Genomic DNA, 12,835 nt, shown 5'->3' with positions numbered 1-12,835 from the left:
TGAAGATGGCGATTGATGAATTGCTATCACATCCGTTGGGGATGATGCTGGGTTATTTCTCCGTGGCGGTGCTGGAGTTAATTGTATTTTTGTCCTGCTTTGAGCTGGTAACCCGTTATAAATGCTGGGAAGAGATCAAGCGAGGCAATGTTTCGGTAGCCATGGCAACGGGTGGGAAAATGTTCGGTATTTGCAACGTGCTCCGCTTTGCGATGGAGGTAAAATCCAGCGTGTATGATACGATGATCTGGTCATTCGTTGGTTTTTTACTGCTACTTGCGGCATACTTCCTTTTTGAATTTCTGACACCGGTATTTTCTATCGATCAAGAGATTAAAGAGGATAACCGTGCGGTCGGTTTGTTCTCTATGATTATTTCAATATCGTTATCTTATGTGATTGGTGCGAGTGTAACTTGACACATCCTGTATACTAGAGCTTGGTATACGCTTTGGAACGGAAGGATGATAAGCTTGGAAATGACTATTTGTCCATGGTGTAACATGGAAATTATTTGGGATGAAGAATTAGGGCCTGAAGAAGAGTGTCCTTATTGCCATAATGATCTGAAAGGATATTCAGACATAACAGATGATGAAGAGGAGTCTGAGTCTGTTTCTCCATCTGTTCACAGACATACGGATGGGCATGAAGATGCGACACATGATCATGCGGTTTCTGTAACCCCGGCGCTCCATGCTCATGAAAAAGAAGACCTAAAGGGTTATCGTACATTGAGTATTCAGCTTGGCGATGATGACGAGCAGGATATTTTATACGAGGCAGAGGATGAAGTCGTATCTGAAAAGCCAGCTGATGCACCGTTATTGCAGGATAATGAGCTTCATAAGCTGCCTGTGCTGCATACTTTACAAAAATTCGAAGAAAGCGGTGCGGATCTTATGGCTTATGAACAAGGGGCTGAACAATTACTCGACAGGCAAGATGAGGTTCTTGAATGTTCCCAATGCGGAGAGTACATGCTGCATGCGGGTTCGCAAACCGTAACCAGAGAAGGCTTCGAACCATCGATATCTCCAGTGCTCGGCAAGCCTGTTCTGGATTTGCCGTTCGTCTTGAATGTTTATGTGTGTCCTAGCTGCTTCCATGTTCAGCAGACTTTGTCAGAGAATGACCGACTGCGAATGCTGGAGAAGCTCAGCGGTATTTCCAATAATTAAATAGCGATTCCCCGGATAGGTCCAAGCTCAATACGGGCATCTTAAATCAAAGAAATCTTTGAACAAGCTGACTCGTAATAAGCTGATTGGTGATTTTTCCGTTAGGGGGAACTGCATTGAAATCAAACCTGAACGGACAATCCATTCTGCTATTAAGCTTGAATGGATTGTTTGTGTTTGCAGCAGCATTGTCCGGCACATTTCTTAATGTGTATTTGTGGAAAAGCAGGCAGGATTACGCGATGATCGGATGGTTTAATGTCAGTCAACAAATTGCGTTGGGAATTATGGTCTGGGTAGCTGGAAAGTGGGTCAAGGAACATAACAAAATGAATGCCCTGCGCGTGGGAACCGCATTGTCCGGTCTATTCTATCTAATCGTGTTGTATACGGGACCGCAGGCTGTAAACTACATATGGCCGCTCGGAATGTTGTTGGGTGCAGCGTTAGGTTTATTTTGGCTGGCGTTTAATGTCATTTTTTTCGAAGTCACGGATCAGGCAAGTCGCGATCATTTTAACGGATGGGTGGGCCTGCTGGGCTCATTTTCCGGTATAGTGGGTCCTTGGCTCTCTGGTTGGATTATTGCGCGTATGGAGGATGACGCGGGTTATCGCGTGATATTCAGTATTTCCTTGGCCTTTTATGTCGTAGGAGTGGTGCTAAGTTTCTTTCTTCGCAAGCGTAAACCGACAGGAAATTACAATTGGAAAGAGCCTAAGCAGCGATTGTCACAAAAAGGAAGTATGTGGCGTCCGTTGTCGTTATCGCTTGTTACGCAGGGCATTCGCGAAGGGGTGTTTGCTTTCCTGATTACGCTGCTTGTGTATGTAGTTACTCAACAGGAATGGAAGCTAGCACAGTTTTCACTTATTACATCGGGGGTTTCATTTTTCAGCTTTTGGGCTGTCGGAAAATGGCTCAAGCCACACTATCGCTCGGCTGGTATGTTGTTGGGTGCCGTGTTGTTGGTGATCGCGCTTTTACCGCTATTGTGGCGTATGGAGTATAGCACGCTGCTGATTATGGGGATTGGCACCGCTTTATTCATGCCCTTGTATTTAATTCCTATGATCTCTGCGAGCTTTGATCTAATGGGTACGAGTGAAGGAGACGCTAATCAGAGAGTGGAACTGGTGGTGTTGCGCGAACTATGCTTAATGATAGGTCGGTTGACGGGAACATTGATTTTCTTGGGTGTCCTAAGTATAAGCAAGGCCCCTGAGGCGATGATCTGGTTGTTGATTGGACTTGCATTGATGCCAGTGATTGGATGGATTTTCATGCGAAGTGTACTCAAAATGGAACAAAAAACGAAGCAAAGCAAGTCCGATTCCCATGCACGACGCTTGCACAAGCAAACCGAATAATTGAAAATTCCATACAAATGACCTCCAAATCCATTTATATAGGAAAAGGAGGTTTTGTTATATCCCAATTAAATCATCGGTTCCGTTGTTTCGGGCGAGGGTTTGGTAGAACGAGTCAGAGAATAAAGCTCCATTTCAGGTCGGTGTATGCCCGTCAGTTCATCAGCCAATAGCTGTGCTGCCATCATACTCGTGACTGCTCCATTCCCTCCGTAACCCTCCAAAAAGTAGCAATTTGGAAAACGCGGATGTGGACCAATATACGGCAAGCCGTCATGAGAGGAACCAAATACAGCTGCCCAAGCATAGTCGATTTGAAATGGGACACCGGGAAAAAATTCCTTTAGCGATTGTAGCAGCTTTTGCTGTTGATGTAAGAGCCTGATTTCACGCTGGCTGGCATCCAATATAGGTTCATCCAAACCACCAATAATGATCCGTCCCTCCGGTGTGGAGCGCATATATAGATAAGGACGAGCAGTTTCCCAGATCAGACACTGCTCATGCCATAAGGGAGCATCTTCGATTGGATTGGTGACGATAGCATAAGAGCTCTCTAGAACGGCCCCGCGATCGGCTTTAATCTCTTGTGTTTCATAACCTGTTGCAAAAACAACTTTTTTTGCTCGGATCATTCCACCGCTGGTATGACAAACGACCTCATTATCGTTGAAATCAAAATGCTTGGCTTCCGTATGCTCATATAAGCGAACACCAAGACGGTTGGCAGATTGCAGCAGCCCCTGGGCAAAACAAAATGGGTTCACTTCAGCATCTTCATGTGTGTACAACGCCGCTGGTTTTCGAAAAGGAAATCGGGCAGCAACTTGTTGCTCATCCCAGAACTCCACTGGAAATCCAAATCGGGTTAGCTGTTCGTACTCTTCCTGAAGCATCAGTACATCCTCCCACGTACTTGCATAGTACAGGCTGCTGCGCCGAATAAAGGTAGGGTCTGTATCCAGTGTGGTGGACAGCTTTTCTAACTGATCCAGAGCATCTTTGCACATGCGGTAAAACAGTACGCCGTTCGTTTCACCAAACGTGTGGATGCAAGAGGTTAAGGTCTTGTCATTGCTATATTGCAGCAGTCCTGTATTGGCCAAAGAGCTTCCGTGTACCAGCTTGCGCTTGTCAATAACCACGGTGTCTATCTGTTGTTCTCCCAATAACCTGGAGCAAATGGATCCGCTCATCCCTCCCCCGATAATCAATACATCACAATTTAAATCCTCTGCCAAAGGCGGAAAATCAAGCGTCTGCTCCAAGGTATTAGGCCAATATGTTTTCCCGATTATCAACTCCATATAAAATAGCACTCCTCATAGGTAATATGTAGTATCTCTTATGCGTACATAGTATTTCGCCAAAGGGACAAGATAACCAGCGTGCAACAAAACATTTAAGGAGGCACAGAGATTATGCAATCTACGAACATGCAACCCTTGTCAGGCAAAGAGCTGGAGTACATCGTGGACTCCATTTCCAATGAAGAACTACTACTCAAACAATGTGCGGCCACAGCGGCGTCTATTCAGCATCCAGCCATCCAACAAGCCTGTTTGCAACTGGCAAGAACTCATGAGCACCACTTGAATCTGCTTTCTAATGCTCTTCAACAGCATCAGCAGCTTGCTCCAATGCAGCCGCAGCAGTAATTTGGACTAACTAATAAAGGAGGTTTGACAGAATGTATTCACAAAACAATATGTCATTTATGCCCGAAGAGGATTTGCTCTATACCATTCTTGCTGATATGAAACGTACAGTGCGCGAGTACACAACAGCGACGACAGAATCCAATTGCCCGTCTGTGCGTCAGATGTTCACCGACCTTACGAATGATACATTGCGTCTGCAAGGTGATTTGTATCATCTAATGAGCCAGAATAATATGTACACCGCTCCGACTAAAGCGCTGCGCATCGATTTGGATAAACAGATTCAAGAAGCTCGCAAGACCCAACAGGAATGCCAACAGTTCATTCAGCAGAAGTCGTCATCCGCGGGAGTATATGGTCAACCTATGCATCAGCAAGGCCAATCTACTCATCAAAGCAACCCTTATTATATGTAAACGGGATTTTCCGTTTTTGAAGCAATTTCCCATAACAGCCGTCCGTCTGCCGGGTTTACCGGGGCGGACGGTTTTTCTTTGCAGGTTTAAAGTGCGTATTGTATGATGTATAGTAATCTCTTTCGATGGAGGCCTTATGTAGAATGACAGAGCTGAATGAATTAAAACTAAAAGTGCTGGAATTGTTAAAAGAAGATGCAAGAAGAACACCGACTCTATTGGCTACTATGCTGGGGGTAGACGAGCAAGACGTACGCACCTCAATTAAAGAGCTTGAAGACCAACATGTGATCGTCAAATACGCCGCTGTAGTCAATTGGGACAAAGTCGACGACGAAAAGGTTACCGCTTTGATCGAAGTGCAGATTACACCTGAGCGTGGAAGAGGATTTGAAGGGATTGCAGAACGGATTTATTTGTATCCGCAAGTTAAATCTGTTTATCTCATGTCCGGAGCATATGACTTGCTGGTAGAGGTGGAAGGCCGAAATCTCCGTGAGGTCGCTAATTTTGTGTCGGAGAAGCTATCCCCTATTGATTCGGTTTTGTCTACCAAGACTAATTTTACGCTTAAAAAATACAAGCAGGACGGAATTATCTTTGAGGACCATCAGGAAGATAATCGTCTGATGATTTCGCCGTAAAGGAAGATCATGATGAATTTCAAAACAGAAGCATTCACCGACAGTAACAAGGCCATGAGTTCTTATTTATCCCCATTGGTACGCGAGATTCCATCATCGGGTATCCGTAAGTTTTTTGACCTGGTGGGTGGTAACAAGGACATTATTACCCTGGGGGTAGGCGAACCGGATTTTACAACCCCTTGGCATATGCGGGAAGCCTGTGTCTATTCATTGGAGCGAGGCTTCACCAGCTATACGTCTAATGCGGGAACGCCAGAACTGCGTGAAGCGATTAGTGAGTATCTGAATGAGCAATTTGACGTCCGCTATGATCCTAAAAATGAGATTATCGTAACAGTTGGAGGTAGCGAGGCAATTGATCTTGCGTTGCGCGCCTTAATTGTACCTGGTGATGAAATTCTGGTGCCTGAGCCGTGCTACATTTCCTATTCTCCAATCACTTCGATTGGAGGCGGGATTCCGGTCGGTATTGAAACGTTTGCCAAGGATGAGTTTAAGCTGACGGCTGAGGCGCTGGAGGCAAAAATTACACCAAAATCCAAGGTGTTGATTTTATGCTATCCGAGCAACCCGACCGGGGCTACGATGACTTATGAAGATTGGCTTCCGATTGCGGAAATCGTGGAAAAGCATGATTTGATCGTCATCTCTGATGAAATCTATGCCGAATTGAATTATGGCGACAAGCATGTCAGCTTTGCTTCGGTACCGGGTATGATGGATCGTACGATTCTCGTTAGTGGTTTTTCCAAAGCCTTCGCCATGACTGGCTGGCGTATTGGATATACTTGCGGGCATCCTGATTTGATTGCTGCTATGCTCAAAATCCATCAGTACACTGTTATGTGTGCGCCTTCTATGGGCCAAGTTGCAGCACTGGAAGGCTTGCGAAATGGTATGGGTGAGAAAGATCGAATGGTAGAAGCCTATAATCAGCGTCGTCGTCTGATGGTTGAGGGATTCCGCGACATTGGTCTGGAATGCCACGAGCCAAGAGGGGCTTTTTACGTTTTCCCGAGTATTCAAAGCACAGGACTCAGCTCGGATGAATTTGCGCAGCGCCTATTGGCAGAGGCCAAAGTTGCAGCTGTACCGGGCAATGTGTTTGGTTTGGGAGGCGAAGGCTATCTTCGGTGCTCATATGCGACTTCTGTCACTCAGCTGACGGAAGCTCTGGATCGGATTGGTCATTTTGTTGAAAAAGTTAAAAAAGAAGGTTAAAATTATTTTTTTTATGGGTAATTCATAGAAAATAGTCTTTTATTTCTAAATTTCTATGCTATAATTTGAAATCGGAAGCAGGAAGTTCAATTTTTCAATTACAGGAGGAGTGCTCATGTCATATGTTGGATATAAGTCGCCGAGTTCAATAGGATACGACATTTCCCTGGAAGATGAAATTTTGTTCCTGCGCAATGAGATGATGCGGACGTTTCAGGAAGAGCAGTCCTTCACCTCTGATCTTGTCATCGAGATCAGCTGCAAGCTTGATTTGAAAATCAATGAATACATGAAGCTGTACGGTATGGAATGCAGAGTGTAACTGTGTGAAGTCACCGTAGCTACGAAGAAGGCCGCAAGGCCTTCTTTTTTTGCATTCACAACTTATGATATATTAGTGGCATGGAAGAGGGGGCGTACATATGAGAGCAGGGCTAAAAAGGATATCGCCATGGATTATCGGGATCATAGCACTTATACTATTGGCTGGATGTGGGGGACGGGACAAGGACAGCTTTTCCATATTTATTATGGATAAAGGGGATGCTTCAGTTATTCGTGACGAACTGGCACAAAAGCTTAAGGATAAGCTGGGCGAACAGGCTCCGACGATCGAGATATCAGTCAGCCCACTGTACAACCAGCAGAAACTGGTCGTAGAATATGCGGCCGGAGAGCATGATTTGTTTCTTTTGCCGGAAGAGGATATGAAGTTGTATGGACAGAATGGTTCGAATCTACCGTTAGATGATGCCTTTGACAAAAAGACGTATGCGCGGGGTGTATTCGAGGGCGGCGTATTTAAGAAAAAGGAGCAAGAGGAAGAAGGAACGGATGTAATCAAGGAAACCCATTTATTCGGAATTCCGGTGGAGCAGATGAAGATGTTTAAGGACCTAAAATATAACTCAAACACATTATTTGCTACTGTACCGCCACGCACTAGCAATAAGGAAGAAGCCATCAAGGTACTGAAAGCACTCACAGAATGATAAAGGGGATGGAATGATATGGGTATTTATACCAGAACAGGCGATGAAGGACAAACTTCTGTGATCGGCGGCCGAGTGTCCAAAGATGACGACCGTGTGGAGGCGTACGGTACCATTGACGAGCTGAACAGCTTTGTAGGACAAGCAATCAGCTTTGCCGAAGGGGAGAAGTTTGCGGACATTCGAACTCAATTGGAAGAAATACAGCAGGAGCTGTTCGATTGTGGTTCGGATTTGGCGTTTGTTAAAATTAATGAAAGTAAATATAAGGTAAAAGACGAGCTGGCAGAGCGGCTGGAAGGCTGGATTGATGCATGCCAGGAGGAAAATCCAAAGGTGGAGCGCTTTATTATCCCGGGAGGAAGCACATTATCTTCGACGCTTCATGTTTGCCGCACGGTTTGCCGACGCGCGGAACGCCGTGCGGTTACACTAGGTAAGCACACAGATATCAATCCCGCGGTACGTCGGTATTTGAACCGCCTGTCCGATTACTTCTTTGTTGTGGCTCGCACAGCGAATGTGCGTCAGGGTGTGCCCGATGTCGAATATGTGCGCAGCAAAAAGGTGTTCCGCAAATAAGGAGGCAATCGGGAATTTGTGATGAGCTTGTACTATGAACCTATCGTATATATGATCCCTCCTGAGGAGGAGGGCATGTTGTTGAAGACCATTCTCCAAAAACGTATGAACATTTCTCGTAAGCTCATATCCAAACTCAAGCTGACCGAACAGGGGATCATGCTGAACGGGATACGTGTGTATATCAGCGTAAAGGTAAAGTCCGGGGATCGAGTAGAGATTCGCATGGAACGCGAGCGTTCCGACGATATTTTACCCGAACCCATTCCTTTTGAGATTTTGTTTGAGGATGAACATCTGTTAGTAGTGAACAAGGCGGCGGGCATGATTGTCCACCCGACTCATGGTCACTACACAGGGACGCTGGCTAACGGGGTTGTGCATTATTGGCAGACCAAGGGGGAGCTGTTTCGGTTTCGTCCTGTTCATCGTCTTGATCAGGAGACGACGGGCGTGCTAGTTGTAGCTAAAAATCCGTATGTCCATCAGCATATTTCCGAACAGATGATTGCGGGAACGGTGGACAAACGCTATACAGCCTTGGTGCATGGGCGCCCTGAGCAGCAGGAAGGCAGGGTGGACGGACCGATTGACCGCAACCCGGATAATCCGCATTTGCGCATGGTGACCCCGGATGGTTATCCTGCTCTTACGCTATATAAGCTAGAGGAAGTGTGGAGCGGAGGAAGCCGCATCGGTCTAAAGTTGGAATCCGGACGTACGCACCAAATTCGGGTGCACATGACATATATCGGTTGCCCGTTGATCGGAGATAAAATGTACCGGATTACACCTAATGACGCTGTGCAGCGTGAGCGATATGATCAGCTTGATGCGAGGATGCCTCGACAAGCCCTGCATGCTTCGGAATTGTCCTTGGTACATCCTGTGACCGGGGAGCGGATGACGTTTTACGCTCCTCTGCCGGACGATATGATCGGAATGCAAGAGCTGTTAAGAGCTCAATATCATCCAGAATAAAATATTCAATAATAGATTGAAACTAAATGGAGGTTAATCTAGCGATGAGCCAACTGAAAGTATATCAATATTCTAAATGCAGCACCTGTCGTAATGCAGTGAAATGGCTGCAAAACAAGGGGCATGAGACGGAACTGATTCCTATATTTGAACAACCGCCCGGCCCGGAGGAACTGGAAGACTTGATTAATAAAAGCGGGCTGGAGTTGAAAAAGTTTTTCAATACAAGTGGTGAAGTATACAAAGAGTTAAAGCTGAAAGATAAGCTTGGAAGCATGAGCCGTGAAGAGCAAATTTCACTTTTGTCCTCGAATGGAAGATTAATCAAACGTCCAATTGTAACTGACGGGAGTAAAGTAACGGTAGGATTCAAAGAGGAAACATTTGAGGGGACATGGGGAGCTCAGTAACGCCCAATTTACCACCATGATATGTTATACTGTGTGGGTTAAATAATATGATGAATGGGAGCAATACAATCTGTGACACAACGCAATGAACAATCCGTAATGCTGGTTGACGGCATGGCCCTGCTTTTTCGTGCTTATTATGCAACCGCTGCAAACGGTTATATCCGTCGTACAAAAGCTGGAGTACCAACGAACGCCATATATGGTTTTATTCGATATTTTTGGGATGCAGTCCAAACCTTTAATCCTACACACGTCATTTGCTGCTGGGATATGGGCGGAACGACATTCCGTGGGGAACATTTTGCTGCGTATAAGGGAAACCGAGCCGACGCGCCAGATGATTTGATTCCTCAATTTACTTTGATCCGTGAAGTGACGGACAGCCTCGGCATTCCCAACATTGGGGCGGAAGGCTTTGAAGCGGATGATTGCATCGGTACGCTCGCACGCCATTATTCGCAAAATGAGGACATGGATGTCATGATTCTATCGGGAGATCATGATTTACTTCAATTGGTAGATGAGCGGACACAAGTCATTATTATGAAAAAAGGACATGGCAATTACATGGTATATACCCCGGAGACGCTGTTGTCTGAAAAAGGGCTTAAGCCGCGCCAAGTGGTGGACCTCAAAGGTCTGATGGGTGATGCAAGTGACAATTACCCGGGAGTACGCGGAATTGGTGAAAAAACGGCCCTCAAGCTGGTGCAGGAATACGACTCCATTGAAGGCATTCTGGAAAATCTAGATCAATTGACACCGTCGGTCCGTAAAAAGATCGAGAGTGATTTGGATATGCTGCATCTTTCACGCAAACTTGCTAAAATTCACTGTGATGTGCCTGTTGCATGTGCTTTAGACAGCTGTCTGTTGACACTGGATCACGTGCAAATTGTCGACAAATTTGAGCAACTTGAAATGAAAAGCTTGTGTACGTTGATGGGTGTCGCAACCGGATCATAATGAAGAGCTGTTAGGCTGGGGATGTACATTTCAGATAGACTAAGTTATATAGGGATGCTGACGCTTGGTGCGTGAGTGTCCTTATTTATATGCCATTATGCCAGCGAAGATATATAGCCATGTGAAGGATTTTATACAATTGTGATAAGGGGATTGACCTTAGGCTCGTTTCAGGTGAATATAGTGAAGAGAGATCATGGAGAGGGGATTACAACAGCTATGACAGTATTGGGAGCAATTGAGGCAGGCGGCACCAAATTCGTATGTGGAATCGGAAATGAACGTGGGGAGGTCTTGGAAAGAGCAAGCTTTCCAACAACAACTCCAGCAGAAACCATGGAGAATGTCATCGCATTTTTTGAAGGCAAAGGGATTGAAGCGCTGGGTGTAGGCTCATTCGGACCAATTGATCCTATCGAAGGCAGTGATACATATGGTTATATTACAACAACGCCAAAGCCGCATTGGGGAAATTATAATCTGATTGGCAAACTGAAGGAGCATTTCGATGTACCTATGGGGTTTGACACGGATGTAAATGGAGCAGCACTGGGTGAATCCATTTGGGGTGCGGCTAAAGGATTGGACAACTGTCTGTATATTACAATAGGTACAGGCATCGGAGCGGGTGCTTTGGTTGGCGGAAAGCTGGTACATGGATTGTCCCACCCGGAAATGGGACACATTCTGGTACGTCGTCATCCAGAGGATAACTATGAGGGCACATGTCCATATCATGGAGATTGTCTGGAAGGACTGGCAGCCGGTCCGGCGCTCGAAAAAAGATGGAAGGTTAAAGGACACGAGCTTTCTGTGGATCACCCTGCCTGGGAAATGGAGGCGCATTATCTGGCACAGGCTCTAATGAGCTATATTTTAATCCTCTCACCGCAAAAAATTATTATGGGCGGCGGAGTAATGAAGCAGGATCAGCTGTTCCCGCTCATTCGTACCAAGCTTCAACAACTTTTAAACGGGTATGTACAGCATTCAAGTCTGACTACAGAAATTGAGCAATATATCGTATCTCCAGGATTGGGTGACAATGCTGGATTGTGCGGAGCTCTGGCTTTGGCCAAGGAAAAGCTGAATTCTTAGAATTTATGGTTGACGGTACTCCAAGGTCCGGTTATCATATAGGCAACAGCATAGTACGGATCAAAAAGGGAAGCACCTTTCTTGCGAATACGCGGGATAGGTGCTTTTTTTTTGCATTTTTGTATTGTGCGGGTCAGTAATCTAATTATATGAGGGAGGAAGAATCATGGAGATTGTATTTTTAAATCGCTTGTCCAAACGGAATGAACAGGGCTGTGAGGACTTTGCGCAGGTATGGATTGGACAACATGAAGGGGGATGGAGTGCAGGCTGGAGCACACACCATGTCCCAGATGAAAGTATAGACGATCTTTGGTATGAGGGGAGTTTGTGGCAGGAATTACTGCATGTATACCGTCATGAGCTGGCGCTCAAGATGGCTGAGGGCTACAGGCCTCTAATTCATGGCGTTTTTCATGAACAAGAAGGATCATCGGGACGTGGACAAACGCTACAAAAGCTGTATTGCTATAGTGATTTGTTTCCGCGTGATGAGGTGTATGAACAATTGACAATGTGGAGACGGCAAAAGGCAGCAGCTGAGCGAAAAGCACCTTATTTTATCGCTACGAATCGACTACTTCGACTCATCAGTGTCTTTCTTCCTCATACCGAAGAAGAATTGTTAGAACTGCCTGGTATGGGCCTGGGTAAGGTGTCGCAATATGGGACGGAGCTATTGGCTATTACGAAGCAAAATGATCGGACTACGCCATTTCCGCTGAACTGGGTAACAGAGGAACTTGAAGAAGAAGTTTTTTTGTCATGGCTGTACAAGCAAAAAGAAAACCAGTACAGACAGGAACTAAACAAGTTTAGCCTGACTAGAGCGATTATCGAAGGTATTTCGGACGGTCTTTCACTGGAGCATATCGGAATGAAGACAGGCTTGCACCGTCGAGAAATGATTGAAGCTGTGGAACATTTGGATAGGGATGGAATGGATATGGAGAAGCTGATCTGCACGGAATTGGCACATGTATCTGAGGAGGAGCAAGCAGCCATCTGGTCTGCTTATGCAGAGTTGGGAGATACGCTGCTCAAGCCCATTATGCTAAAAGTGTATGGAGAAGAAAAAGCGACGGAAACAGGAATGGATCAAATTTATGAGCGATTGCGATTGATTCGTATACGGTTCCGCCATCAGGAGGTACCTGACCAACATGTTGGATAATATAGAGACGATTGGAAGTGCCCTAAAGTACAAATAAGGTGCAATATAAAAAAAGCAGCAGCGAGTTCCTCATAGGAATCAGCTGCTGCTTTTGATGACCAAGCTTGAAAAATCGGAATAAACACCCAGCTTG

Annotated in this window: 16 protein-coding genes; 15 read left to right on the top strand and 1 reads right to left on the bottom strand. The window is 45.6% G+C overall.

Features of this window, described 5'->3' with window-relative positions; translation table 11 throughout:
- Positions 1-5 precede the first annotated feature (5 nt).
- The 3 genes from ACU1JV_RS06275 (at position 6) to ACU1JV_RS06265 (ending at position 2,551) form a co-directional block, all read left to right on the top strand.
- Complete coding sequence (locus ACU1JV_RS06275) at positions 6-419, top strand: DUF350 domain-containing protein (protein WP_165081558.1); 414 nt, start codon at positions 6-8, stop codon at positions 417-419.
- Between the two features lie 54 nt (positions 420-473).
- Positions 474-1,181, top strand: coding sequence for a hypothetical protein (locus tag ACU1JV_RS06270; protein ID WP_137078144.1), 708 nt, complete (start codon positions 474-476; stop codon positions 1,179-1,181).
- Positions 1,182-1,297: 116 nt separating this feature from the next.
- Positions 1,298-2,551 (top strand): MFS transporter, encoded by a 1,254-nt coding sequence (locus ACU1JV_RS06265; protein WP_165081447.1) that lies wholly within the window; start codon positions 1,298-1,300, stop codon positions 2,549-2,551.
- 68 nt (positions 2,552-2,619) lie between these two features.
- Here ACU1JV_RS06265 and ACU1JV_RS06260 read toward each other — a convergent pair whose 3' ends face one another.
- Complete coding sequence (locus ACU1JV_RS06260) at positions 2,620-3,858, bottom strand: NAD(P)/FAD-dependent oxidoreductase (RefSeq protein ID WP_165081449.1); 1,239 nt, start codon at positions 3,856-3,858, stop codon at positions 2,620-2,622.
- A gap of 114 nt (positions 3,859-3,972) precedes the next feature.
- Between ACU1JV_RS06260 and ACU1JV_RS06255 the strand changes: the two genes are divergently transcribed.
- From ACU1JV_RS06255 to ACU1JV_RS06200, 12 genes are all read left to right on the top strand, one after another.
- Complete coding sequence (locus tag ACU1JV_RS06255; protein ID WP_013370103.1) at positions 3,973-4,209, top strand: hypothetical protein; 237 nt, start codon at positions 3,973-3,975, stop codon at positions 4,207-4,209.
- 32 nt (positions 4,210-4,241) lie between these two features.
- Entirely contained in the window at positions 4,242-4,628 is a 387-nt protein-coding gene (locus ACU1JV_RS06250) for a spore coat protein (protein WP_025676375.1), read from the top strand.
- A gap of 143 nt (positions 4,629-4,771) precedes the next feature.
- The gene (locus ACU1JV_RS06245; RefSeq protein WP_013370105.1) at positions 4,772-5,272 is read left to right on the top strand and encodes an Lrp/AsnC family transcriptional regulator; all 501 of its coding nucleotides are present in this window, start codon (positions 4,772-4,774) and stop codon (positions 5,270-5,272) included.
- A 12-nt stretch (positions 5,273-5,284) separates the two neighbouring features.
- Complete coding sequence (locus ACU1JV_RS06240; protein WP_081317831.1) at positions 5,285-6,496, top strand: aminotransferase class I/II-fold pyridoxal phosphate-dependent enzyme; 1,212 nt, start codon at positions 5,285-5,287, stop codon at positions 6,494-6,496.
- Positions 6,497-6,611: 115 nt separating this feature from the next.
- Complete coding sequence (locus ACU1JV_RS06235) at positions 6,612-6,818, top strand: aspartyl-phosphate phosphatase Spo0E family protein (protein ID WP_013370107.1); 207 nt, start codon at positions 6,612-6,614, stop codon at positions 6,816-6,818.
- Positions 6,819-6,918: 100 nt separating this feature from the next.
- Positions 6,919-7,488: a hypothetical protein gene (locus ACU1JV_RS06230; RefSeq protein WP_058829253.1), complete on the top strand. Its 570-nt coding sequence runs from the start codon at positions 6,919-6,921 to the stop codon at positions 7,486-7,488.
- An 18-nt stretch (positions 7,489-7,506) separates the two neighbouring features.
- The gene (locus tag ACU1JV_RS06225; protein WP_013370109.1) at positions 7,507-8,070 is read left to right on the top strand and encodes a cob(I)yrinic acid a,c-diamide adenosyltransferase; all 564 of its coding nucleotides are present in this window, start codon (positions 7,507-7,509) and stop codon (positions 8,068-8,070) included.
- A 21-nt stretch (positions 8,071-8,091) separates the two neighbouring features.
- Complete coding sequence (locus tag ACU1JV_RS06220) at positions 8,092-9,051, top strand: RluA family pseudouridine synthase (RefSeq protein ID WP_165081560.1); 960 nt, start codon at positions 8,092-8,094, stop codon at positions 9,049-9,051.
- Between the two features lie 44 nt (positions 9,052-9,095).
- Positions 9,096-9,461, top strand: a complete 366-nt coding sequence (locus ACU1JV_RS06215; protein WP_013370111.1) for an arsenate reductase family protein — start codon at positions 9,096-9,098, stop codon at positions 9,459-9,461.
- A 72-nt stretch (positions 9,462-9,533) separates the two neighbouring features.
- Positions 9,534-10,430, top strand: coding sequence for a 5'-3' exonuclease (locus tag ACU1JV_RS06210; RefSeq protein ID WP_013370112.1), 897 nt, complete (start codon positions 9,534-9,536; stop codon positions 10,428-10,430).
- A 219-nt stretch (positions 10,431-10,649) separates the two neighbouring features.
- The gene (locus tag ACU1JV_RS06205; protein ID WP_172800007.1) at positions 10,650-11,528 is read left to right on the top strand and encodes an ROK family protein; all 879 of its coding nucleotides are present in this window, start codon (positions 10,650-10,652) and stop codon (positions 11,526-11,528) included.
- 166 nt (positions 11,529-11,694) lie between these two features.
- Positions 11,695-12,702, top strand: a complete 1,008-nt coding sequence (locus ACU1JV_RS06200; protein WP_165081451.1) for an HRDC domain-containing protein — start codon at positions 11,695-11,697, stop codon at positions 12,700-12,702.
- Positions 12,703-12,835: the final 133 nt, after the last annotated feature.

Source organism: Paenibacillus sp. T2-29 (assembly GCF_052921365.1).
This window is presented reverse-complemented; position numbering and strand designations above follow the sequence as displayed.